Origin of the sequence: Parablautia muri, assembly GCF_009917485.1 — a bacterium.
GTDB classification, from domain to species: Bacteria; Bacillota; Clostridia; order Lachnospirales; family Lachnospiraceae; genus Suilimivivens; species Suilimivivens muri.
Map to the genome: position 1 here is coordinate 98,421 of NZ_QZDT01000007.1, position 24,752 is coordinate 123,172.

The window sequence follows — 24,752 nt, forward strand, 5'->3', positions numbered from 1 at the left end:
TTTCGCAGCATAACGGCCTGCTGATTAAACCAGGCGCTGGTGATCATGCAGCAGCGTCATCAACAGCGATATGGAGAGTTGTCTTTAAGTTTCCAAACCACACATAGGGGGAGGCATCCATCTGCTTCAGTTCACCAGCTCTGTAAAGTGTGTGAAATTGGCTTGCGCCCTCTGTACCCGTGGACGAATGCTTCCTTCCCATTTTCTTCAACCAGTCTTTTAATCACATGATATTTTTTTGTTCATCCATAGTTAAATCAATCCTTTTGATAATATCTACCTCCTTTACGGAGGTTATTTTACTACTTTTTGAGCCATTTTCATTTGTGGTTTATTAGACATTATCATAAATAGTTTATATAGCCATCTTTTAGCTATATAAAAGTATTGACAATACATAATAATATGATATGATTTGTTATAAATAACAAAAAAGATATTTATAACAAAATAGAGGGGGAGAGGTGAACGAAATGGATGATAAATTTTTATTAGCAGAGATTGCTAAGCTATACTATATCGACCAGATTAAGCAAAAAGATATTGCGAAGATTTTTAATATAACGCCTATACAGGTATCAAGGTTTTTGAGGTCGGCCATTGAAAATAACATTATTCAATTTCATATCACCATGCCAATAGAAGTTGATCTTGATTTAGGGAAAAAAATAAAAGACAAATATAAATTACGGGAATGCGTTGTAATAGATGAAGAAGATGAGGGATTAATCGGGATTAAGATTGCACAATATACATCAAAATTTGTGTATTCGTTATTACAGGATGGTGCAATTATGGGGGTATCCTGGGGAAAAGGTATTTATGAATTTGTAAAGCAATTGCCCTTCGGCAAGCTTCCGGATTTAAAAATTGTTCAGCTATCCGGGGGATTTGTCTCTGAAAAAAATTATATGGTCACTCCCGCACATATTGTTACAATTGCCTGTGAAAAATTAGGAGGTGTACCAATATTTTTGAATGCTCCATTTTTTTCACCGAACCAGGATACCAAAAATAATCTGCTTAAAGATGAAGGTATCTTAAAGGTTTATGAACTGGCGAGTAAGTCTTCCGTTAATATTATTGGAGCAAGCTCTCTTAAAAAAACGAGCACAGTATTCCGGGTGGGAATGGTTTCAACGGATGACATTGCGGAATTATCCTATATGAATGCTATTGGCGACATTGCGGGATACTTTATTGATGATAAGGGTGATCCAATTAAATGGAGCAAGTCTGAACTGTACAATGGGGTACCACTTGATTTGATCGGCAGCGCCTATACAACGCTTTGCATTGCAGGTGAAGCGGGAAAGGAAAAAGTGATACGGGCGGGTTTAAATAAGAAGTATTTTAACACGCTGATTACCGGTAAAAAATTGGCTCGGGGCCTTCTTTAGCTGATTCAAAAACAGGTAAGCCTGTTTTGGATATACGTTACAACAATAATAAAAATGGAGGGAATACTATGAGAACGAAAAATTATGGGCACTTTTGTTGACAGGACTTATGTGCGCGTCAATCGTGGGCTGTGAGAAAGAATCTCAAAATGACCCTGATGTAAGCGAAAATGGAAATATTTCTGAAAGTGAAGGCGCTTCAGGAAACGGTGAATTAAAAGGTGAAATTACCTTTTCCACATGGGGGTCTTTAGACGAGAAAAAAGTAAATGAAGAAGTGATCAGGGCATTTGAAGAAAAATATCCGGGGACAAAGATTAATCTGGAATTTATCCCTGAAAAATATCGGGAAAAGATTGATACTATGTTTTTAGGCGGAAATGCACCGGATGTTATTTATGGACATCCACATTACTTTGCTGCATGGGCAGAACAAGGATTGATCATGGATTTATCAGAACGATTTGAAGCAGAAAGCGATTTTTATATGTCAGATAAATTTGCAACCAATATGTATGATTCCTTTAAGTATGAAGGAAAAAGCATAGCCACTATCAATGGACATGATACTTTCCTGCTTTATTATAATAAGGATTTGTTTGATAAGGCCGGGGTTGAATACCCGACAGATGAGTGGACCTGGGATGAGTCTTATTTATGCGAGTTGGATTCCGTTGTTGGAGATGGAGATCATGGTGTTACCATGACGCGCGGCTGGCGTGCGGCTAAAGAGGCTTTGGTGGACTGTAACGGCGTGATTTCGGAAAAGTTTGCTGCTATGGGACAGGCAATGATGGTCAATATGGGAGGAGCAATCGGACCAATTTTCGGCATGCTGTTTAAGACTTTCGCGAAAGAAACGGAAGGAAAGAAGACTTTGAATTTAGCAACGAGTGCGTTGATGTTTCATGAAGGGCTTCGGAAGGTGAAAATGACAGCTGATGTAAAGGAAGGACAGAAGACACTGGTTGATGCTTTAAGTCCTGCAGTCAATTCACTGGCAGAAAGCAGCGCAAATGGCATAGATTTAAAACAAGCTTTTGAGATTGCGGCAGAATGCGCCGAAAGGGGGGCACAGGCTACTGTGGACATGATGGCTAAAAAGGGAAGAACGAGGTTTTTAAAAGAAAAGTCTTTAGGGTATCGGGATGCAGGTGCTTCCTCTATGGCGATTATTATTAGATCCATGAGTGACTTTTTAAATAATATGTAATTTTAGGCTTTCAACTTTGAAAAAGACAAAAATATCTTTTGAGGCGCCAAAAGACGCCATTTAAGAAAATATTTTCATCTCAAATAGTTCATGTGTTGGTTGTGCCGCAAGACGGCATGTCAGGATGTATGAAAATACTGAATAATTTAGAAAGGAAAGGTTATGACAATGAAAAAATTAATAAATAGACCTGACGATCTGGTAAATGACGCCTTATTGGGATATGCTATGGCGAATAAAAATATTATTGAGCTGGTGCCGAACTCGCATATGATTGTCCGTAAAAACAGAAAGGAAAAAGGCAAGGTAAAATTTGTTTTGGGGAATGGTGCAGGGCACGAGCCGGCTGTTATTGGATGGGTTGGCCCAGGAATGTTAGACATGAACGTTGTCGGGGAAGTTTTCAGCGCTCCATCTAGCGATAAAATTTTGGAGGCGCTGGAATACATCGATGATGGAAGTCCAATCTTATTGGCTGTTCAAAACCATGCGGGAGATGCTTTAAACGCTAATTTGGCATACACGGACGCACTGGAAAAAGGAATTGATGTACACAAGGTTTTATTTTATGATGATGTTGCCTCTGCACCTAAGGGGATGGAAGAAGAACGAAGGGGCATGGGTGGGATGCTGTTTTATACAAAAATTGTAGGTGCTTTTTTAGAAAAAGGGGGAAGTATCGATGAAGCGGTTTCCTTGTTTGAAAAAGTCAGAGATGCAACACGGACATATAGCGTAGCTTTTACAAAATGTACTCATCCGCTTACCGGACTAGATATCAGCTCCTTGCCAGAAGATGAAATTGAACTTGGCATGGGAGTTCATGGCGAAGGGGGTGGAGCAAACCGAATCCCAATGCAAAAGTCAAAAGATCTGGCTAGAATTGTTTGTGATATTTTAATTGAGGATCTTCCTTATAAGCCGGAAGACGATGTTTTACTGTTTATAAATGGACTGGGTTCAACTACAATGATGGAATTATCTTTGTTTTATAAGGATGCGGCAGAGTATTTAGAGTCGAAAAAAATCCATGTTTATGATGGATTCTGTGGCAGTTGTCTGACTACACAGGAGTTAGGCGGCTTATCAGTATCTTTATGTAAAGTTGACGATGATTGTAAGACTCTTTGGGATGCGCCCTGCTGCTGTGGAATCCAGTGTAAACTGTAACTTTTTACAATACCTTTTTCTCATCCTTTCTAATGGAATCTGTTGTAAAATGATTTTTAAACTACAAGGGACTGTCGGGTTTCCGACAGTCCCAAACACTGATAGAAAATTAATTTCTTTTTATATTCCTCTGACACACATCTTTGTGCATCAGGCAAGAAAGGCACATCGTTAAAAATATACATAAAATATCCACTATCTTTTGTAATTATTTATGTAAACTGAAGCCGCAGATGCCTTGGCGAATGGCGCAGGCTAAACGGTTACGTTTTTATAAAATGATAATATTTGAATAGTTGAATAAAAACTGTAAATCTGTTACAATAGGGGTTGCAGTTTTTATGAATTGTCAATAAACTGTTTGTGCTTACGCCCAAATTTTCAGGTTATCGGTAAGAACGGGGGATTAAAATGAATTTATTCCAAAAAGTATTTGGCACCCATAGTGAAAGAGAATTAAAGCGTATTGAAGAAACCGTGCAGGCGATTGAAAACCTGCGGCCTTCCATGCAGGCATTATCAGATGCGGAGCTTACGGGAAAAACGGAAGAATTTAAAAAGCGCCTTAAGGAAGGAGAAACCTTAGACGACATTTTGCCGGAGGCTTTTGCGGCGGTGCGGGAGGCAGCTAAGAGGGTGTTGAATATGGAGCATTACCGTGTTCAGCTGATTGGCGGCATTATTCTCCACCAGGGCCGTATTTCGGAAATGAAAACCGGTGAAGGAAAGACGCTGGTGGCTACGCTGCCGGCCTATCTGAACGCTTTGGAGGGAAAAGGGGTACATATTGTTACCGTCAATGATTACCTTGCTAAGCGTGATGCGGAATGGATGGGAGAAGTTCATAAATTTTTAGGGCTTACCGTCGGGGTGGTGTTAAACAGCATGAAAGCCGAGGAAAGACGGGAGGCGTACGGCTGTGATATCACCTACGTGACCAATAATGAGCTGGGATTTGATTATCTGCGCGACAATATGGTTATTTATAAAGCGCAGCTTGTTCTTAGAGGCCTGCATTATGCGATAATTGATGAGGTGGACTCGGTGCTGATTGACGAGGCCAGAACTCCTCTTATTATATCCGGACAAAGCGGGAAATCCACGAAGCTCTATGAGGTATGCGATATACTTGCCAAACAGATGAAACGTGGCGAGGATATGGAAGACTTAAGCAAGATGGACGCTATCATGGGAGTGGAGCGGGAGGAGACAGGCGATTTCATTGTCAATGAGAAGGACAAGGTGGTTAACCTGACCGCCCAGGGCGTTGAAAAGGTGGAAAAATTCTTCCAGATCGAAAATCTGGCGGACCCGGAAAATATAGAAATTCAGCACAACATCACATTAGCCCTACGGGCGAACAACCTTATGTTCCGTGACCAGGATTATGTGGTGAAGGATGACCAGGTGCTGATTGTAGATGAATTTACCGGACGTATTATGCCGGGGCGGCGTTATTCGGACGGTCTGCATCAGGCTATTGAGGCAAAAGAGCATGTGAAGGTAAAGCGGGAGAGCAAGACCCTTGCAACCATCACCTTCCAGAACTTTTTTAATAAATTTGACAAAAAAGCAGGTATGACAGGTACGGCGCTCACGGAGGAGCGAGAATTTCGTGATATTTACGGAATGGATGTAATCGAAATACCCACCAACAGACCTGTTGCAAGGAAAGATCAGCAGGATGCTGTGTATAAAACAAGAAAAGAAAAACTACACGCGATTGTAGAGGCAGTGAAGGAATCCCGCGCAAAAGGACAGCCTGTGCTGGTAGGTACGATTACCATTGAGGCATCAGAGGAACTGAGCAGACTGCTTACCAAGCAGGGGATTCAGCACAAGGTTTTAAATGCCAAGTTCCATGAGTTAGAGGCTGAGATTGTGGCGGACGCGGGTATCCATGGAGCTGTCACTATCGCAACCAACATGGCGGGCCGTGGTACGGATATTAAGTTAGATGACGCGGCAAGGGAGGCCGGAGGCCTTAAGATTATAGGTACGGAGCGCCATGAGTCCAGACGTATTGACAACCAGCTAAGAGGCCGTTCAGGCCGTCAGGGTGACCCGGGTGAGTCTAAGTTTTATATTTCCCTTGAAGATGATTTGATGCGTCTGTTCGGCTCCGAGCGGATGATTACTATGTTCAATGCGCTGGGCATTCCTGAAAATCAGGAAATTGAACATAAGACTTTAAGCAACGCCATTGAGTCCGCCCAGAAGAAGATAGAGAATAATAACTTTGGCATCCGTAAGAACCTGCTTGAGTATGATCAGGTCATGAACGAGCAGAGAGAAATTATTTACGAAGAAAGACGCCGTGTACTTGACGGTGAGAGCATGCGGGATGCCATTTACAAGATGATTACGGATATCACGGAAAATGCCGTGGATATCGTAATTGGTGATGATACGGATTATGATGACTGGAATTTGGAGGAATTAAACACCCTTCTTCTCCCAACCATACCACTGCGGCCTATTAACCGGGGGCGTATCAATACGCCGAAGAAAAATGCGTTAAAGCACCAGCTGAAAGAGGAGGCTGTTAAGCTATATGAGGCAAAGGAAGCAGAATTTCCGGAGCCGGAGGCAATCCGCGAGTTAGAGCGTGTGATTCTGCTTAAGGTGATTGACAGGAAGTGGATGGACCATATTGATGATATGGAGCAGCTTCGCCAGGGAGTAGGTCTGCAAGCCTATGGACAGCGAGACCCGCTTGTGGAATATAAGCTCAGCGGTTATGAAATGTTCGATGAAATGACGCAGAACATCCGGGAGGAGACAATACGCGTCCTGTTCCACGTAAGAGTAGAACAGAAAGTGGAAAGAGAACAGGTTGCCAAAGTGACTGGCACCAATAAGGATGACTCTGTGGCAAAAGGGCCGGTGAAACGGGAAAGCGCTAAAATTTATCCCAATGACCCCTGTCCCTGTGGCAGCGGCAAAAAATATAAACAATGCTGCGGAAGAAAGTAGGGTGAAAAGAAGTTCTAAAGCTCACAGCAGAGGCTGTTTCGCTAAGAACTTCTAAGTTTCACCCGGAAAAATGCCTAAAAGGCGGCATTTTTCATTCTGATTTGAGATTCCGCAAAGCGAAATCATGGAGGTTAGGGTGAAGAAAAGTTCTAAGATGGGAAAATGCTATTTAAGAATTTTCAAAACTTCATACTTAGAAGATGCCTTGAAAAATAGATATTCTTCCAATGAATTTATGTTGCCGTAAAACAGGCATTCTTCGTCCGAATTTTAGTTGCCGCAAAGCGGCAGCTTGGAGGCAGGATGATAAAATCATAAAAAGAAAGAGGTGACGCAAGGTGGTAGAATTAGATCAGATGAAATCTGAGCTGCAAACTTACAAGAATCCTTTAGCGGAAGTGAGGGATTCACTTTGACTTAGTAAATAAGTCAAAGAAAATTGAAGAACTGGAACGTGAAATGGAGGCACCCGGATTTTGGGATGACCCGGATCGTTCCAACCGGAAAATGAAAGAACTGAAGAATTTAAAGGACACGGTAGAAACCATACAGGGACTTGAGGGTCAGTATGAGGATATTGAAACACTGATTGAGATGGGATATGAGGAAGAAGACGCCCAATTAGCGGCCGATATCCGCGCAGAGTTAGATGAGTTTATCGAAGCCTTTGAGAATATCCGAATCGGCACATTGCTCTCGGAAGAATATGACAGCTACAATGCCATCCTCAAGCTCAATGCAGGTGCAGGAGGAACGGAGAGCTGCGACTGGTGTTCCATGCTTTACCGTATGTATACCAGATGGGCGGAGCGCAAGGGGTTTACCGTGGAGGTGCTGGATTATCTGGACGGAGATGAAGCCGGCATCAAATCAGTGACTTTTCAGGTAAATGGAACCAATGCGTACGGCTATCTGAAATCAGAAAAAGGCGTGCACAGGTTGGTGCGTATTTCTCCTTTTAATGCCCAGGGCAAGCGCCAGACTTCCTTTGTATCATTGGATGTGATGCCGGATATTGAGGAGGATGTGGATGTGGAAATCAATGAAGACGATTTACGCATTGACACTTATCGAAGCAGCGGTGCAGGGGGGCAGCATATTAATAAGACATCTTCCGCTATCCGTATCACCCATATCCCAACGGGAATCGTGGTGCAGTGCCAAAATGAACGCTCCCAGTTCCAGAATAAGGATAAGGCAATGCAGATGCTGAAGGCCAGATTATATCTTTTAAAGAAGGAGGCCAATGCGGAGAAACTTTCGGATATCCGTGGGGAAGTTAAGGATATTGGGTGGGGAAATCAAATCCGGTCTTATGTGATGCAGCCCTACACGATGGTGAAGGATCATAGGACGAACGCAGAGACAGGTAATGTGGACGCTGTAATGGATGGAGCGCTTGATCCGTTGATTAATGCTTATTTAAAATGGATAAATTTAAAAGAGCAAAATCATTAAAAGAAGCCTTATTTTATGCGGTTTTTCCACGTTTGTATTTTAATAAAAATATGGTGTTTTGTACCCCACTAGTGACACGTTAGTGACAAAATATAACCCTCTACAAATAGCAATGTAGGGGGTTATATCATTTCAATAGCCTGTCTTAATTCTTCAATGCTTTTATGGGTGTAAGTACGTGTTGTCAGGGACTTAGAAGCATGTGGATTTAAGAGCCTTTTTGAATATCTGTGTATATCTGTTAACAGTTATAGGCTTTTCATTTAGAGAAAACAGTATTCCATTGTTGGCAGCAAGCCTATACTCTACAAAGCCACGTATTTTGGATAAGTAAGGTTATATAATGTACTGCAATAGCTGTAAGCGGACTTGGTACAGGTCATGGAGCTCTGGGAATAGGTCTTTCCGCTAAGTTCATATTTATTTTTATAGAACTTCTCATAGAGCTGTGAGAAGGTTATATTCCAGTCTGTAATGCTGTAAGGATTTCTGTTATATTCTGCAAGAGCTATCATGGTTCATTGCGCTACCACGTGGCATGGCGGTAGCCCCTTAAAAATGGGTAAAAAAAATACACTCTATTGCATGGATGTACCGAAATTGCTATAGTATCAGTGTTAGATTGATTCTATAGCAGGTACATTCTGTTAATAGCATCTGGGCCGCTCTGGTGCTGGCAACATCAGGGTGGTTTTTACGTTTGACAGATTTTTGTATATTGGTTATAATATGTTTAACAAGACAGCCGATAAGGAAGGTCAAGTCTTCCCGTTCCGGCGATATAACGTATTAAAGTAAAGCCGCTTATCTTACCAGGACAGAGCGGCTTTACTTATTTTTCAAATTCAGAATAGCGACAATCAAAAGACCTATGGTCAGGATTACCATAAATTCTTCATATGTACTCATAAGCATCCCCCTTTCCGACAAGACTCGGAACGGGTGCATAGCCGCCCTATCGGCTGCCCTGTGAGGCATGTTATGTTGTCATGGTGCGCCTTATCTTGTTTTTAAAATTTTCTTCTTAGCTCCACCACTTTGCCTATTATCCTTACAGGTTTTTCTATCCGGAGCCGGACAAGCCGACTACCAGACCCAAGCGGTATAAAGCTGCCACTGAATGACAAATCGTTTTATGATGTCCCCCCCTGGACAAGATAGCCCTCAGGAAGGAAACCTACCAGGCTGTAGACGTAGAGCAGGAGCTTAAAAAGATGGCAGCATGGCTTGGCAGCAATCCCGCCAGGCGCAAGACCCGAAAGGGTATTACGAAATTTATCAATGGATGGCTTTCGCAAAGTTTTATTTCTTTCTGATTAAATCCAAATAAAAATTCGCATACACAGCTTCCATATAAGGAAGAAGCCAAAGAAACGCAATACCAAAGGAGAGTGCCCCTAAAAGAATCAAAGGTACAAAGGACAAGGTAACATATAACAATCTTCCTTTGTTGCCTTTCATAAGGCGCATGCTTCTTTGAAGCAATTCGGGCGCTGTATATTCAGGAAAATCCAGCATAAGGTAAAATACCTGTGAAAAGAGCAGGGACTGTACATAAAAATTGATAATAGTACCTGCTAGATATAATATGATATAAACCAAAAACAGCGAAGCATTTACCGGCAAAGCACCTGTGGCAGCCGCATTCATATCAAAGGATAAAAGGGACTGATTGATATGATTGCTTACAAGCAGGGACGGCAGTGAGCAAAGGATATTGATGACGGTCAAAACTGCCTGTATTTGAAACAGCTTGAAAGTATCTCCCCGGAAAAAATGAAACAGGTCGCTTACAAAGGGCGTTTGATTGCAGGCGATTTTTAAGTAAATATAAGTTTCTCCCGCAATGAAATAGCCGGAAAGCAGACCAAAGAGAAACAGTGCAACGCAGTAAATAAATATGCCTGGAATGGTATCGGTGCTGGTAAATAAAGTAATTGCCATGCCGACTGGTATTGTGCAGAGAAAATGAAGCAGATAGGCGCCGATAACAGTTCCATATTTTCCAAGCAGTTGACCTTTTGCCAGAGCCTTAAGGCTGGCAGAAGATAAATATTGATTCATAAATTCTCCCGTTCTTGTACGCTATTAAGCTAGGTACAACACAAATTTTTATATAAATAAGCTGAACTATACGGCCATATCCAAATTACGCCCAAGGAATGAAAGGGAATCCAAGGCCTTGCGGTTTTGGGTGTAAGGATTGTCTTCGTTGGAATATTGTATTTTAGTTGCAGTGGTTCCGCCGGCCACATAGCTTCGGCCGCACTCAGGGCAGATGGCCGTCTTTAAGGAAACATTGGCGGCAAGTACTTTACCATCTTTCTTAGCAGCATCGCGGAAGGCATTGCTTACGTGCTCCTGTTCATGGGCCCTGACACGGGAGGCAGAAGCCTGTGGAGAAATATGTGCAGCCGACTTAAAGGAAACCATTTCATCGGAGCCGTCCTGATATTTACGGTTTTTACAGGTTTCGCACTCAGCAGGAGAGGATTTCCTGCCAGGGGAAACCTTGGTGGATTCACCTGGATTGGCAATTATCTTTCCCATCTCGGAGGCAGTATTTGACCGGCCTGGGGTACCAGGAGTTATTGTGTATCCGTTTGTATATGGATTCATATTGTTGTAAATGCCTGTGACCATATCTTCTATCCTTTTCTATTATATTATAAAAATCTTTTATACTTTTACACTGACCTTTATTATATCTGCGTTGCCAACGCTCAAATCTATTTAAAGAATACCTGTTTTCCAGAGCATTCTCTTAAGTGTGAAGATGTTTGCTTACACACCCTAAAAGTTCTTAGCGAAACAGCCTCTGCTATGAGCTTTAGAACTTCTTTTCACCCTAACCTCCATGATTCCGCTTTGCGGAATCTCAAATCGGTGTGGAGAATGCCCGTATTTTAGGCATTCTCCTGTGTGAGACTTAGTACTTCTCCACGAAACAGCCCCTGCTGTGAGTGGCTAGAAGTACTTCTCACACTATTTACCCATAAGTTCGGCATATTGTTCCATAATATCTTCATAAGACTGCCCGAAAACATCTTCAAGCTCCTGACCTGTCTGGCGTTCAAATTGTTGATCCATCTGCCTGCCGAAGGTGATAAGGTCATCCCTGCTCAAGGATAAAATCATCCCAACTAAAGTAACAACAATGGAAAAAATGAGCACAATTCCGCCGATACCGGTTCCAACGCCAACCTTAGCGCTTGGCAGCATCTTTTTCCCATATCCTTTGGAAAGGATGGCCAAAACGATGGCCAGGCTGCCACTGATAATGGGAATATAAACGGTCAGCATACTAAATATACTGACGATTCCTAAAATCATGGAGGCAGTTGCCATAGCCTTCCCGGGGTTACGGATAGACTGCATCTGGCCGTTCGGGTAATAATTGCCTCCCGGCTGGGTATATGGATTGTTGTTTGAATTATATTCCATGGATTTTCACCTTTAAGTATGCTTTTTAGTTTTATTACAGTAATATAGTAGCACTTTCTTTGTGATAATACAAATCTTTCTTGAAAAAGTATATGCTTATCCACTATAATAAACAGGAGTTGATCTGGCAGATGCTGCTGCCGGGTTTTAATAACAGAATCAAATGTGAGGATGGGAAGTATGGATATTTTACTGAAGTTAAAAGAAGAACTTAAGGTTGAAAAGTGGCAGGTGGAGGCAGCTGTAAAGCTGATTGACGAGGGAAATACGATTCCCTTTATTTCACGTTACCGCAAAGAGGCAACAGGTTCTTTGAACGATGAAGTGCTGCGAAATCTTTATGAGAGGCTTAATTATTTACGGAATCTGGAAGAAAAGAAGGAGCAGGTAATCGGAAGTATAGAGGAGCAGGGAAAACTGACCGAAGAACTTAAGCTTAAGATTCAGGCAGCAGAAACCCTTGTAGTAGTTGAAGATTTATACCGCCCTTACAGGCCAAAGAGAAAGACAAGGGCCAGTGTGGCAAAGGAAAAGGGCTTAGAAGGGCTGGCGGAGTATATTTTGAGGCAGGATGCGGATGGGCCTCTTGAGAAGGAAGCGGAAAAATATGTCAGTGAGGAAAAGGAAGTAAAGGATACGAAGGAGGCTTTGCAGGGAGCAAAGGACATCATTGCGGAAATGATTTCCGATGAAGCGGACTACCGCATGTATATCCGCAGCATTACCATGGAAGAAGGGATGCTCACCAGCGCGGCAAAGGATGAAAAGGCCCAGAGCGTCTATGAAATGTATTATACTTATGAGGAGCCTTTAAAGAAGATGGCAGGTCATCGTGTGCTGGCGCTAAACAGAGGGGAAAATGAAAAGTTCCTGACAGTGAAGGTGGCGGCGCCCACAGAGAGAATCCTGACCTACTTAGCGAAAAAGATCATTACGAAGGACAATGAATTTACAACGCCGGTTTTGCAGGAAGTGATACAGGACGCCTATGACAGGCTGATTGCACCGGCGATTGAGCGTGAAATCAGAAATGAGCTCACGGAAAAAGCGGAGGACGGGGCTATTTCCGTTTTTGGAAAGAACTTAGAGCAGCTTTTGATGCAGCCTCCAATTGCAGGGAAGGTGGTGCTTGGATGGGATCCGGCTTTCCGGACAGGCTGTAAGCTGGCGGTGGTGGATGCCACAGGAAAAGTGCTGGACACCAAAGTGATTTATCCCACGGCGCCCCAGAATAAAGTGGAGGAATCCAAAGCGGAGTTAAAGAAGATTATCAAAAAATATGGGGTTTCTCTGATTAGTGTGGGAAACGGAACGGCGTCCAGAGAGTCGGAGCAGGTGATTGTGGAGCTGTTAAAAGAACTTGATACCCCTGTCCAGTATGTAATTGTAAATGAGGCGGGCGCATCGGTTTATTCCGCAAGTAAGCTGGCTACGGAGGAGTTCCCTAATTTTGACGTTGGACAAAGAAGCGCGGCTTCTATTGCAAGAAGACTGCAGGATCCTTTGGCGGAGCTTGTAAAGATTGACCCTAAGTCCATTGGAGTAGGGCAGTACCAGCATGATATGAACCAGAAAAAGCTTGGGGAAACTCTCGAAGGCGTGGTGGAAGACTGTGTCAATAAGGTTGGCGTGGACTTGAACACTGCTTCCGCATCCCTGTTAGGATATATTTCCGGCATTTCCAAAACCATTGCCAAAAATATCGTGGATTACAGGGAGCAGAATGGACGCTTTGTCAACAGGGCCCAGCTACTTAAGGTATCTAAATTAGGTCCCAAGGCCTATGAGCAGTGCGCCGGGTTTTTAAGAATTTTAGATGGGGATAATCCTTTAGACGCCACCAGCGTCCATCCTGAATCTTATGAGGCGGCCCTTAAGCTTTTAGAGAAAATGGGACTTACCATGGAGGATGTGCGTAAAGCCCAGAAACAGGCAGCTCAAAGTGCGGGCAGCGTTAAAAAAGAGGCGCCTGTGCCCAGAAAGGAAACAAAGGGAAAGCAGCAGAGAATTGTGATCCGCAATACCAATACGGCTATGGGAAAAGCATTGGCAGCAGCCATGGGTGATATGACGAGGCTATCTTCGGAGCCTGCAGGGGAAAATGGAAAGGGGCTGCAGGAGGCAGTAGCAGGTGAGACGGCCCGGACCGCAGCAGTAGGCACATTGGAGAAAAAAATCAAGAATAAAAAACAGATGGCGGAAGAACTTGGAATTGGAGAGATTACGCTTACCGATATCTTAAAAGAACTGGAAAAGCCCTCAAGAGACCCAAGAGAAAATATGCCGGCTCCTATTTTAAGAAGCGATGTGCTGGATATGAAGGATTTAAAACCGGGCATGATTTTGAAGGGAACTGTCCGCAATGTCATTGATTTTGGTGTATTTGTAGATATAGGCGTTCACCAGGACGGGCTGGTCCATATTTCCCAAATCACGGACCGCTTTATCAAGCATCCTTTAGAGGCTGTGCGTGTAGGGGATATTGTGGACGTGCAGGTACTCACGGTGGATGTGGCCAAAAAAAGAATCGGGCTTACCATGAAGATAAATCAAAATGGGCAGATTTCGTAACAGCAAAGCCGAAGGCTGAACTGTTACAACAGGAGCCTTCGGATAGAAAGGAAGGATTTGATTGAGCGACTATAAGGATTATAAAATAGATACAAAATGCGTACAGGCAGGATATACGCCGGGAAACGGGGAACCGCGCCAGATACCGATTATTCAGTCTACCACATTTAAATATGCAACCAGCGAGGATATGGGTAAGCTCTTTGACTTAGAGGCTAATGGATATTTTTATTCCAGACTGCAAAATCCCACCAACGATTATGTGGCGGCGAAAATAGCTCAATTAGAGGGCGGGAGCGCGGCAATGCTTACATCTTCCGGACAGGCGGCCAATTTCTTTGCGCTGTTTAATATCTGTGAGTGTGGAAGTCATATTGTGTCTTCCTCCTCCATTTATGGCGGTACCTTTAATCTGATTTCCGTAACCATGGCTAAGATGGGGATTGAAACAACTTTTGTCTCGCCCGATTGTACACCCGAGGAGCTAGATGACGCCTTTAAGGAAAATACAAGGGCTGTATTTGGCGAATCCATCGCAAATCCGGCGCTTACCGTGCTGGATATCGAAAAATTTGCGAAAGCGGCGCATAAGCATGGGGTGCCCTTACTTGTAGACAACACCTTTCCAACGCCAGTCAACTGCCGGCCTATTGAGTGGGGAGCGGATATTGTCACCCATTCCACCACCAAATATATGGACGGGCATGGGGCGGCTGTGGGAGGCGCGATCGTGGATGCAGGCAAATTTGATTGGATGGCATATAAGGATAAGTTTCCGGGACTTTGCACGCCGGATGAATCCTATCATGGGATTACTTATGCGGAGAAATTCGGGAGGGAAGGGGCCTTTATTACGAAATGCACCTCTCAGCTGATGCGTGATCTTGGATGTGTGCAGTCCCCTCAAAGTGCTTATATCTTAAACCTTGGACTGGAATCCCTGCATGTGAGAATGCCCCGCCATGTAGAAAACGGACAGGCGGTGGCGGAGTTTTTAAGTAAGCAGCCCCAGGTGTCTTATGTGAATTATCCGGGACTTGAGGGAGATAAGTATTACGAGATTGCTAGAAAGTATATGCCGAAAGGAGGATGCGGCGTGGTGTCCTTTGAATTAAAGGGCGGACGCAGCGCGGCGGAAACCTTTATGAAACATTTAAAACTGGCTGCAATTGAAACCCATGTGGCGGACGCAAGGACATGCTGCTTAAATCCGGCAACCTCCACCCATCGGCAGATGACAGAGGAGCAGCTCCTTGCCGCAGGCGTTCCGGCAGGACTGATTCGTATTTCCTGTGGACTTGAGGATAAGGAAGATTTGATTGCGGACTTGACACAGGCGCTTGCGGCCATTTAAAAATGTGGTTTATCCCCACGGCAATGAGCTAAGGGGCTGCGATGTATTTGAATTTTACAAGTAACAAGTCAAGCGGATGTGTGCAGAGTCAAATTTTTTTGGGTTCGAGGATTTTTCCAAATGAGTTGTTAAAAGCTGGTTGCCATCAAAAAAAAGGAGTTAAATAACACATGAAATGTTATGTAAAAGATTATCCGCGCCCACAGTTTGTGAGAAATAACTGGGAAAACTTAAATGGCACATGGGAGTTTCGGTTTGATGATGCCAATAAAGGGGAAAAAGAAAAATGGTATGAGGGCTTTGATGGAGAGCATAAAATACAGGTGCCCTTTACTTATGAAACTAAGCTGAGCGGCATTCAGGACGAGAGCCGCCATGACCATATCTGGTATGGAAAAAAGATACAGGTAGACGGTGACAGGCTAGAAAAAGAAAATTATGTGATCCATTTTGAGGGAAGTGATTTTTTGACCACCTTGTGGGTAAACGGACAGATGGCTGGCAGCCATAGAGGCGGCTATGCAAGATTTTCCTTCGATATCACGGATCTGGTGAAAGATGGAGAAAACCAGCTTGTTGTGAAGGTGGAGGATTCCTTTGACATGCAGCAGCCCAGAGGAAAGCAGCGTTGGCAGATGGACAGTTACCAGTGCTGGTATGTACAGACCACCGGGATCTGGAAAAGCGTATGGAGCGAATATGTGCCAAAAGTCAGTCTCAAAAGCGTTAAAATGACACCAGTTATGAATGAGTCGTGCCTGGAAGTGGAGTACCAGGTGGATGCGCCGGAAAGTATGTGGGATGGATGCCTTGGTGTGGAGGCTACCGTCACCTTTGATGGGGAATTTATCAATAAGGTTTACACGGCGGTTGTTTCGGAACATACATGTGTGAAAGTGGATGTGGCGAAAAAGAACGGTAGTTATGCATGGATTGTAAAGACGTGGAGCCCTGAGGAGGCAAACCTGTATGACATTTCCTTCCGTCTGATAAGGGATATGGAGGTGATGGATGAAATTAAATCCTATTTCGCCATGAGGGAAATACGTATTGATGGGAATAACATTCTTTTGAATGGAAGTCCTTTGTATCAGAGATTGATTTTGGACCAGGGCTATTGGAAAGATTCTCATCTGACACCGCCGAGCGAGGAGGCGCTGGTAGAGGATATTGATAAAATTCATGAGCTGGGATATAACGGCCTTAGAAAACACCAGAAAACCGAGGATGAGCGATTCCTGTACTGGTGTGATGTGAAGGGTATGCTGGTGTGGAGTGAAATGGCGTCCGCTTATGATTTTTCCGATTATGCGGTCTTTGAATTTACCAGAGAATGGATGGAGATTGTAGACCAAAATTATAATCATCCTTGTATCATCACCTGGACGCCTTTTAATGAATCCTGGGGAATCAGTCAGGTGAAGACCAGGCAGGCACAGCAGCACTTTACAGAAGCAATCTATTATTTGACAAAAAGTGTTGACCCATATCGTCCGGTTGTCGTAAATGACGGGTGGGAGCATACGATTTCTGACATTATTACCTTACATGACTATGAAGAAGCGGGAGAGGTTTTGAAGGACCGGTATGTGAATTTGAAGGAAGAAATTCTTTCATCAGAAATATATCATTGTGGCTTTAAATCGGCGATGGCAAATGGCTATGAGTATATAGGGCAGCCTGTTATCATCAGCGAGTTTGGCGGAATTGCTTTTGACAATGATACCGGCTGGGGATATGGCGATAAAGTGAACACAAAGGAAGACTTTATCGGACGCTTTGATAAAATAACAACTGCAATAAAAGAAATTCCCTATGTATGCGGTTACTGTTACACACAGGTTACAGATGTACAGCAGGAAATAAATGGCTTAATGGATATAGATAGAAATTATAAGGTGGAGCCTGAAACCATCAGAGAAATCAATGAACGGCAAGTAGGATACTGGAGGAAAATGAATTAAATTCGTCCAATATTTACAAATTTTAATTTGGCATAAAAATTTGTCTGTGTCCTCATAATAATCTTGGAGGTGAGGACAGATGATGAATGATGGATATGCCAATCTGCCTCTGGGATTTGGTATGGAGCTTGTGGCGGACGATCGTGGAAAGCGTAGGTATGAGAGCTTAAGCGAGGCAGAGAAGGAAGAAATTATTTTACGGTGTAAAGATGCAAAATCCAATGATGAGGTAGCTAAAATTGTAAATTCCGTTTCATCGCCCGGAGAAATTGAAGGGCTGCTTGCAGAGCAGAATATAGGCTGATTTTTAAAAATATTACGGTCCGCTGGTAAAAATCAGCGGACCGTAATTTTAATGTGACCCTCGCGCAGTCGCCAATGTTCGTACAAGCATGCCTCCTTGATCCGTTTCTAGCAGGAATCAAGAACGCAGAGGGTAAAAAGTGTCAGGGGAAATCGTTACCTGTCTTCCGGACTTGAGAGTTTGTAAATCATCAATAAGAATTTGTAATTCGTCAATAAGGATACAGGAACTGTTGTTTCGAAACAAAGGGAAAGGCAGGTGGTTGAAATGGTATTAAATACAGGGAGCAGGACAGATATACCTGCATTTTACAGCGATTGGTTTTATAACCGCATCAAGGAGGGGTATGTGCTCTCCCGTAACCCCTATAATCCAATTCAGATTACCCAATATAGGTTGAATCCGGAAGTGATAGATATGATGGTGTTTTGTACAAAAAATCCGTCTCCTATGCTTGATGGATTGTCAATGCTGAAGGCCTTTGATATGTTTTGGTTTGTGACGATCACGCCATATGGAAAGGAGATCGAACCCTATGTGCCGCCTAAAGAACTGGTGATCAAGTACTTTCAGGAGCTTTCGGGGAAAATTGGAAAAGGACGAGTAAGCTGGCGGTATGACCCTGTTTTTATTACGAACCGGTACTCGGTGGGCTATCATATACGGCAGTTTGAGCATATGGCGGAGGAGCTTTCAGATTATACGGAGCAATGTGTGGTAAGCTTTATTGACTTGTACGAAAAAACAAAGCGGAATTTTCAGGGAGTACGCAGGGTTACAAAGGAAGAACAGGAAAAGCTGATAGACGCATTTTCTAAAATTGCGAAGAAATGGGGACTGCAAATACACCTTTGCTGTGAAAGCACAGAGCTTATCCGGGAAAATGTGGATGCGGATGGGTGTATGTCAAGGGCTGTTTTGGAGAAGGCGCTGGGGGCAAGGCTGAATGTACCTAAGAAAAAAGCGGCGCGAAATGAGTGCTCCTGTCTGCTTGGAACGGACATTGGGGCATATAATACCTGTCTTTGCGGCTGTCTGTATTGTTATGCAAACTATGACAGGGAGACGGTTTTGAAAAACAGAAAATTACATAATCCGTTTTCTCCGTTGCTGGTTGGTGAGGTGTCGGAGAATGACGTAATAAAACAGGCGGAACAAAAATCCTGGAAAAATGGACAGTTGGATTTTTTTGATTTGATTTGAAAGCTTTTCATCCCTTCTTTATGGAATAATAAAAACTAAAATGAACTAAAATTTAGTTATAACTAATTTTAAAAAGCTTAATAAACTTAAAATATATAAAAATTTATCAATATGTCTTGGAAATTAAGGAAAAGAAATTTATAGTATAAATTGTATAAAACATAATAAATAATTATAATTATGTAATATAGAATAGCAAATAGTATCCTTGACATAACTAGAGTATGGTACTATTTTATTACTAAATTAGTAAATAAATTTAGTGAAGGCATATGGAGAAATGTCAATAAACCAGCAGGATGAACATGGTCTGCAAATCTTTTGAGAAACGTGAAACGCTTCGGAATGGAGAAAACTTTATTGGTGGAAGCATCGCAAGCAAAGCTCGCAATATGCGAGGGAGGGGATAAGAATGAAATTATTGAATTGTCCGGAAACGATTGCAAAATGGGGGGTATATGAATTGTCGGTTGCCGGGCCGGCAGATGGAAATCCCTTTTTGGACCATTGGGTGAGGGCTGATTTTGCAGGTGAGAATGAAAAGGTGACGGTAGATGGGTTTTATGACGGGGAAGGTATCTATAAAGTGCGTTTTATGCCGTCCTTTGAGGGAGCATATACGGCGGTCATTACTTCCGATTTTGGAGAGGAGCTCCGAGTGGGATTTCACGTTACGGCGCCCCAGGAGGGAAACCACGGGCCCATGCGGGTGACGAATAATTATCATTTTGTTTATGAGGATGGGACGCCGTACTTTTCCATTGGAACCACCTGCTATGCATGGGTATTTCAAAAAGAAGAACTGCGCAGACAGACGCTGGAACAGCTCAAAGACAGCGCCTTCAACAAAATCCGCTTTTGTCTGATGCCGAAGCACTATATCCACAATCTGGTTGACCCTGTCACTTTTCCTTATGAGGGAACGCCCATTGACCGTTCCCATATCACAGAAGAAAATTTTATGACAGGCAATTGGCCCTATGATTACGACAATCACTTTGATTATACGAGACTAAATCCGGAACATTTCAGACTGTTAGACGAGGCCATTGCCTCGCTGGGGGAATTGGGAATTGAGGCGGATTTGATTGTGATGCATCCCTATGACTGCTGGGGCTTTTCAAAGATGACCAGGCAGCAGGATGACCTTTATTGGAATTATGTGGTCGCCCGTTTTGCAGCCTACCGCAATGTGTGGTGGTCGCTGGCAAATGAGTGGGATCTTTTAAGGGAAAAGACGGTGGACGACTGGGAACATTATGCGCAGATTTTAATAGACAAAGACCCTTACAGACATCTGAGGAGCATTCATAATTGTATACAGGTGTATGACCATACAAGGCCCTGGATCACACATTGCAGTATGCAGAGGACCGACCTTTATAAGACCACAGAATTAGCAGGCGAGTATCGTGTCAGATATGGAAAGCCGATAGTGATGGACGAGGTGGCTTATGAGGGGAATATTGAACAGGGATGGGGAAATATCACAGGAGAAGAAATGATCAGGCGTTTCTGGGAAGGTATCTGCAACGGCGGATATGTAGGCCACGGAGAGACTTACATAGATCCTGAGGATATTCTCTGGTGGTCTCATGGAGGAAAACTGCACGGCACTTCAAATGAACGTCTAAAATTTTTGGCGGAGTTTGCAAAAACTTTGCCGGAGGGTGGACTTAAGCCGGTTAAAATGGCCTGGGATGCGTCCTGTGCGGTGCCGGAGGGAGAAATGATGACCGGACAGGAGAGCCCTTCTCTTATATTGATGTACCTTGGATTCAACCGCCCTTCCTTTCGGCTATGGACCCTTCCGGAAGGCAGCTATCAGATTGATATTATTGATACGTGGGATATGACAATTACTTGCGCCGGAGTTTTTAAGGGTTTTTCCCATATTGACCTTCCGGGGAAACAGTATATCGCACTGTGCGCGCATCGCGTGGATGCAGATTGAACCTTTATGTAATAATTAGTTCGGTCCTTGGATGGACTGTTGCAGGTAGGAGAAAGGTATTGCGATATGAATAAAAAAGAACTTGCCACGCTTCTTGATGTTTCACCGTCAGCAGTTTCCATTGCTTTTAATGGAAGAAAGGGAATAAGTGATAAAACCAGGGACAGGATTCTTAAGGCGGCCGAATTTTATGGGGTGGAGTGCAGCCACCAGAAACCGTCTGTATCGAACTATATCAGTTTTGTGATTTTTAAGGAACATGGACAAGTTTTTGGGGATACGCCCTTTTTTCCTCTGTGACAGAGGGCGTGAATACCGGCATAACCAGGGCGGGTTATAAGATGCAAATGTCCTATATCTATGGGAATCAAAATCTCGAAGAAAAGATAGAGGAATTGTGTGAGTCGGACTGCGCCGGCATCGTTCTTTTGGCTACGGAGATGTCCGATCGGGATATTGAGCTGTGTAATAATATAAGAAAACCAATTGTAATTTTGGATAGCAGCTATGACGGTTCCACAAAGGACTGTGTGGCAATCAACAATATGCAGGGAACTTTTCTGGCACCCCGTTATTTGATTGCATGCGGACATACCAGGCTGGGTTATATCCATGCTAATGTACATATCAATAATTTTACGGAACGCTACGAAGGCTTACGCCGTGCGATAACCCAGGCAGAGACTGGACGCCGAAGCGGTGGAGCTACTGGTTAGGCGGATGGAAAGCGAGGAGCTGTTACCGCCGGTGTGTATGAGAATCGGAATAGACTTGGTAGTCAGAGACAGCGTAAAGAAAATGTCCTGAAATCATGGAGGTTAGTGTGAGAGGCAACGACAACAAAGCTCTGGTAAAGTTAGAGAATATCAAGTATAATAAGTACGGCTGTACAGAAACTGCGTGAATGCAAATGTGGGCTTGTACCTTTTTCACAAAAGTCAAATAACAGGCATGAGAAGAAGCATGTCCGGACTTCTGGCGGCAGAGTCCCCAATAAATACCATTAAAACAACACTGGCACATAAAAGACTGTGTAGAAACGAGGGAAAAATGAGAGTTACAGAAATATTTGAAGCAAAAAAGAAAACAGGAAAGCCGGTTTTATCCTTTGAGATATTTCCGCCTAAGAAGGAAGAAGCGCTTAAAAATATAGACGCTACGCTGGAGCGGCTTTGCGATCTGCATCCGGATTTCATCAGCGTTACTTTCGGCGCAGGCGGAAGTACGGTGGACAACCAGACTGTGGAAATAGCGAAGAAAATTAAAAATACATATGGTGTGGAGCCTATTGTGCATCTGACCTGCCTTCATTATGGAAAGGAAGAAATCAGTGAGATTTTAAAACAGCTTAAGGAGGCCGGCATTGAAAATGTACTTGCGCTGAGAGGAGATGTTAATCCCAATGTTCCGGTGAAGCATGATTTTAAATATGCCAATGAACTGGTGGAATTTATAAAGACCCAGGGGGATTTTCATATCAGCGGGGCCTGCTATCCGGAGACGCATTTGGAGGCAAAAGACGCTATAACAGACATCCATAACTTGAAAAGAAAGGTGGATGCAGGAGTGACCCATCTGGTGTCACAGCTGTTTTTTGATAATGAAGCCTTTTACCGTTTTTATGAGAAGACCAGGATTGCAGGGATAAGCACGCCTGTTGAAGCAGGGATTATGCCGGTTACAAACAGAGCGAACATTGAAAGGATGGTAAACTTATGCGGGGCATCACTGCCGGAGAAATTTGAAAAAATCCTTAGGAAATATGAGTATAACAAGGAGGCTCTTTTGGACGCGGGGATGGCTTATGCGATTAATCAGATTGTGGATTTGATTGCCAATGATGTGGATGGCATTCACATTTATACAATGAATAATGTCAAAGTGGCCGGAAGAATCTGTGATGGAATCAGGAACCTTATTTAGGGATGGCGCATATGAAAAAGAAAGCACTGATTACGGGAGCCTCCCGGGGCATCGGGGCGGCCGTGGCAAGAGCGCTTGCAAAAGAAGGCTATGATTTATTATTGGTATGCAAATCATCCGGCCGGGATATTATGAGGCTGGGGATGGAATTGGAGGAAACCTATCAGATTCATTGTGAAACTGCACTTTGTGACGTATCAGATCCGGTGCAGGTGGAGACAATGATGATGCAGGTAGGAGAAATTCACGTGCTTGTAAACAATGCGGGGATATCTTTTGTAGGACTTTTGACAGATATGTCCATACAGCAGTGGCATCAGGTGATGGACACCAATTTAAATGCCATGTTTTATACCTGCCGGCTTGTTGTGCCTCAGATGGTACGGCGCAAAGAGGGAAAAATTATCAATGTTTCTTCTGTTTGGGGAAATGTAGGCGCGTCCATGGAGGTGGCCTACAGCGCATCTAAGGGAGGGGTAAACAGCTTTACCCGTGCCCTTGCCAAGGAGCTTGCGCCCAGTAACGTTCAGGTAAACGGTGTTGCATTTGGAGTGATTGACACAAGCATGAATGAATGCTTTTCCAAAGAGGAGATAGAAGCGCTCAGGGAAGATATCCCGGCGGACAGACTTGGAAGTACCAAAGAGGCCGGGGAAATAATACGGCTGCTTGTGAATGCCCCGTCCTATTTGACAGGGCAGATCATCACCATGGATGGAGGGTACATCTAGCAGCCGATATAGCGTATCGGAAATCCCTGTAAAAATATCAGTCGGAGGGTGTTTGAAAGGCGGGAAAATTATGTATGATGTTGTAATAATTGGTTCCGGTCCTGCGGGATTATCCGCATCTATATATGCAAAAAGAGCCGGACTTAAAGCAGTGACGTTAGAACAGAACCCTATGAGCGGAGGTCAGGTTTTAAACACTTATGAAGTGGACAATTATCCGGGACTGCCGGGTATCAACGGATTTGAACTTGGCATGAAGTTTCGGGAGCATGCGGATAAACTGGAATGTGAATTTAAGGAGGCGGCAGTTCTTGGCGTTAAACGGCTGACAGAAGCTTATGGGGCTAAGGGCAGCGAAATACAGGCGGCCTCCCTGAAAGAAAGAGCACAGGAAGAAAATACTGGTTTTGTGGTGCTCACAAGCCAGGGGGAAATCAAAACAAAGGCAGTGATAGCAGCTATGGGAGCCACACATGCAAAGCTGCATATACCGGGTGAGGAGAAACTTGCAGGCAAAGGCGTATCCTATTGCGCTACCTGTGACGGCGCCTTTTTCAGAGGAAAGGTGACGGCAGTAATAGGCGGCGGTGATGTTGCGGTGGAGGATGCAATTTTTTTGGCAAGAGGCTGTGAAAAGGTGTACCTGATTCACAGACGCAATGAGCTGCGTGCGGCGGCGATTCTGCAAAAAGAGATGATGGCGCTGCCCAATGTGGAAATTCTCTGGGATACGGTTGCAAAGGAGATTGCCGGGGAAGAAGGGGTACAAAGCCTTCTGGTCAAAAATGTAAAGACCGGCAGGGAGCAGGAGCTTGCAGTGGACGGTGTTTTTGTGGCTGTGGGCATTATCCCTTCCAGTAACGCGCTGGGCAATATGGCCGTGTGTGATGAAAAAGGCTATCTGATAGCCGGAGAGGACTGTATCACAAGCGTGCCGGGGCTTTTTGCGGCAGGCGATGTGCGCAGGAAAAAATTGCGGCAGATTATAACGGCAGCAGCGGACGGAGCGAATGCGGTTACTTCGGTATTAGAATATCTGGCATAGATTTGTGCGGACAGCTGCCACTTTACGGCAGCTGCCCGGACG

At 43.8% G+C, this 24,752-nt stretch carries 21 protein-coding genes; 16 read left to right on the top strand and 5 right to left on the bottom strand.

The window, feature by feature from the left end:
- Positions 1 to 43: 43 nt before the first annotated feature.
- Positions 44 to 202 carry a hypothetical protein gene (locus D5281_RS06810; protein ID WP_160559419.1) on the bottom strand — a complete coding sequence of 53 codons (159 nt, stop codon included), beginning with the start codon at positions 200 to 202 and terminating at the stop codon, positions 44 to 46.
- A 271-nt stretch (positions 203 to 473) separates the two neighbouring features.
- Between D5281_RS06810 and D5281_RS06815 the strand changes: the two genes are divergently transcribed.
- The 5 genes from D5281_RS06815 (at position 474) to prfB (ending at position 8,217) form a co-directional block, all read left to right on the top strand.
- The gene (locus tag D5281_RS06815) at positions 474 to 1,400 is read left to right on the top strand and encodes a sugar-binding transcriptional regulator (RefSeq protein ID WP_160559420.1); all 927 of its coding nucleotides are present in this window, start codon (positions 474 to 476) and stop codon (positions 1,398 to 1,400) included.
- Positions 1,401 to 1,497: 97 nt separating this feature from the next.
- Positions 1,498 to 2,613, top strand: coding sequence for a dihydroxyacetone kinase subunit DhaL (gene dhaL, locus D5281_RS06820; RefSeq protein WP_160559421.1), 1,116 nt, complete (start codon positions 1,498 to 1,500; stop codon positions 2,611 to 2,613).
- 168 nt (positions 2,614 to 2,781) lie between these two features.
- Positions 2,782 to 3,783 (top strand): dihydroxyacetone kinase subunit DhaK, encoded by a 1,002-nt coding sequence (locus D5281_RS06825; protein ID WP_160559422.1) that lies wholly within the window; start codon positions 2,782 to 2,784, stop codon positions 3,781 to 3,783.
- 411 nt (positions 3,784 to 4,194) lie between these two features.
- Complete coding sequence (gene secA / locus D5281_RS06830; RefSeq protein ID WP_160559423.1) at positions 4,195 to 6,759, top strand: preprotein translocase subunit SecA; 2,565 nt, start codon at positions 4,195 to 4,197, stop codon at positions 6,757 to 6,759.
- Between the two features lie 338 nt (positions 6,760 to 7,097).
- Positions 7,098 to 8,217 (top strand): peptide chain release factor 2 gene (prfB, locus tag D5281_RS06835; RefSeq protein WP_334296609.1). Its coding sequence is split into 2 segments (ribosomal slippage): positions 7,098 to 7,172 and positions 7,174 to 8,217, totalling 1,119 coding nucleotides; the frame shifts between segments, so codons are not numbered across the junction.
- Between the two features lie 305 nt (positions 8,218 to 8,522).
- Here the strand turns inward: prfB and D5281_RS06840 are convergent.
- The 4 genes from D5281_RS06840 to D5281_RS06855 all read right to left on the bottom strand — a co-directional run bounded on the left by D5281_RS06840 (position 8,523) and on the right by D5281_RS06855 (position 11,661).
- Positions 8,523 to 8,732 (bottom strand): hypothetical protein, encoded by a 210-nt coding sequence (locus D5281_RS06840; RefSeq protein WP_160559424.1) that lies wholly within the window; start codon positions 8,730 to 8,732, stop codon positions 8,523 to 8,525.
- A 787-nt stretch (positions 8,733 to 9,519) separates the two neighbouring features.
- Positions 9,520 to 10,281, bottom strand: a complete 762-nt coding sequence (locus D5281_RS06845) for a DUF975 family protein (RefSeq protein WP_160559425.1) — start codon at positions 10,279 to 10,281, stop codon at positions 9,520 to 9,522.
- Positions 10,282 to 10,347: 66 nt separating this feature from the next.
- On the bottom strand, positions 10,348 to 10,860 hold the full coding sequence (locus tag D5281_RS06850; protein WP_330584870.1) for a hypothetical protein: 513 nt from the start codon (positions 10,858 to 10,860) through the stop codon (positions 10,348 to 10,350).
- 342 nt (positions 10,861 to 11,202) lie between these two features.
- Entirely contained in the window at positions 11,203 to 11,661 is a 459-nt protein-coding gene (locus D5281_RS06855) for a hypothetical protein (protein WP_160559426.1), read from the bottom strand.
- A gap of 180 nt (positions 11,662 to 11,841) precedes the next feature.
- On the opposite strand from D5281_RS06855, the gene D5281_RS06860 reads away from it, so the two are divergent.
- The 11 genes from D5281_RS06860 to D5281_RS06910 all read left to right on the top strand — a co-directional run bounded on the left by D5281_RS06860 (position 11,842) and on the right by D5281_RS06910 (position 24,710).
- Positions 11,842 to 14,232 carry a Tex family protein gene (locus D5281_RS06860; RefSeq protein ID WP_160559427.1) on the top strand — a complete coding sequence of 797 codons (2,391 nt, stop codon included), beginning with the start codon at positions 11,842 to 11,844 and terminating at the stop codon, positions 14,230 to 14,232.
- Between the two features lie 61 nt (positions 14,233 to 14,293).
- Positions 14,294 to 15,586: an O-acetylhomoserine aminocarboxypropyltransferase/cysteine synthase family protein gene (locus D5281_RS06865; protein WP_160559428.1), complete on the top strand. Its 1,293-nt coding sequence runs from the start codon at positions 14,294 to 14,296 to the stop codon at positions 15,584 to 15,586.
- A 170-nt stretch (positions 15,587 to 15,756) separates the two neighbouring features.
- Entirely contained in the window at positions 15,757 to 17,550 is a 1,794-nt protein-coding gene (locus D5281_RS06870) for a glycoside hydrolase family 2 protein (RefSeq protein ID WP_160559429.1), read from the top strand.
- A gap of 79 nt (positions 17,551 to 17,629) precedes the next feature.
- Positions 17,630 to 17,854, top strand: a complete 225-nt coding sequence (locus tag D5281_RS06875; protein ID WP_160559430.1) for a hypothetical protein — start codon at positions 17,630 to 17,632, stop codon at positions 17,852 to 17,854.
- 267 nt (positions 17,855 to 18,121) lie between these two features.
- Complete coding sequence (locus tag D5281_RS06880; protein WP_160559431.1) at positions 18,122 to 19,057, top strand: DUF1848 domain-containing protein; 936 nt, start codon at positions 18,122 to 18,124, stop codon at positions 19,055 to 19,057.
- Positions 19,058 to 19,469: 412 nt separating this feature from the next.
- Positions 19,470 to 21,011 (top strand): DUF5605 domain-containing protein, encoded by a 1,542-nt coding sequence (locus tag D5281_RS06885; protein ID WP_277935215.1) that lies wholly within the window; start codon positions 19,470 to 19,472, stop codon positions 21,009 to 21,011.
- A gap of 66 nt (positions 21,012 to 21,077) precedes the next feature.
- Positions 21,078 to 21,311 (top strand): helix-turn-helix domain-containing protein, encoded by a 234-nt coding sequence (locus D5281_RS06890; protein ID WP_160559432.1) that lies wholly within the window; start codon positions 21,078 to 21,080, stop codon positions 21,309 to 21,311.
- A 41-nt stretch (positions 21,312 to 21,352) separates the two neighbouring features.
- The gene (locus D5281_RS06895; RefSeq protein WP_160559433.1) at positions 21,353 to 21,727 is read left to right on the top strand and encodes a type 1 periplasmic-binding domain-containing protein; all 375 of its coding nucleotides are present in this window, start codon (positions 21,353 to 21,355) and stop codon (positions 21,725 to 21,727) included.
- A 334-nt stretch (positions 21,728 to 22,061) separates the two neighbouring features.
- Positions 22,062 to 22,934, top strand: coding sequence for a methylenetetrahydrofolate reductase [NAD(P)H] (metF, locus tag D5281_RS06900; RefSeq protein ID WP_160559434.1), 873 nt, complete (start codon positions 22,062 to 22,064; stop codon positions 22,932 to 22,934).
- A gap of 11 nt (positions 22,935 to 22,945) precedes the next feature.
- Entirely contained in the window at positions 22,946 to 23,665 is a 720-nt protein-coding gene (gene ymfI, locus D5281_RS06905) for an elongation factor P 5-aminopentanone reductase (RefSeq protein ID WP_160559435.1), read from the top strand.
- A gap of 70 nt (positions 23,666 to 23,735) precedes the next feature.
- A complete protein-coding gene (locus D5281_RS06910) occupies positions 23,736 to 24,710 on the top strand; it encodes an NAD(P)/FAD-dependent oxidoreductase (RefSeq protein ID WP_160559436.1) in 975 nt (324 codons plus the stop codon).
- Positions 24,711 to 24,752 lie beyond the last annotated feature (42 nt).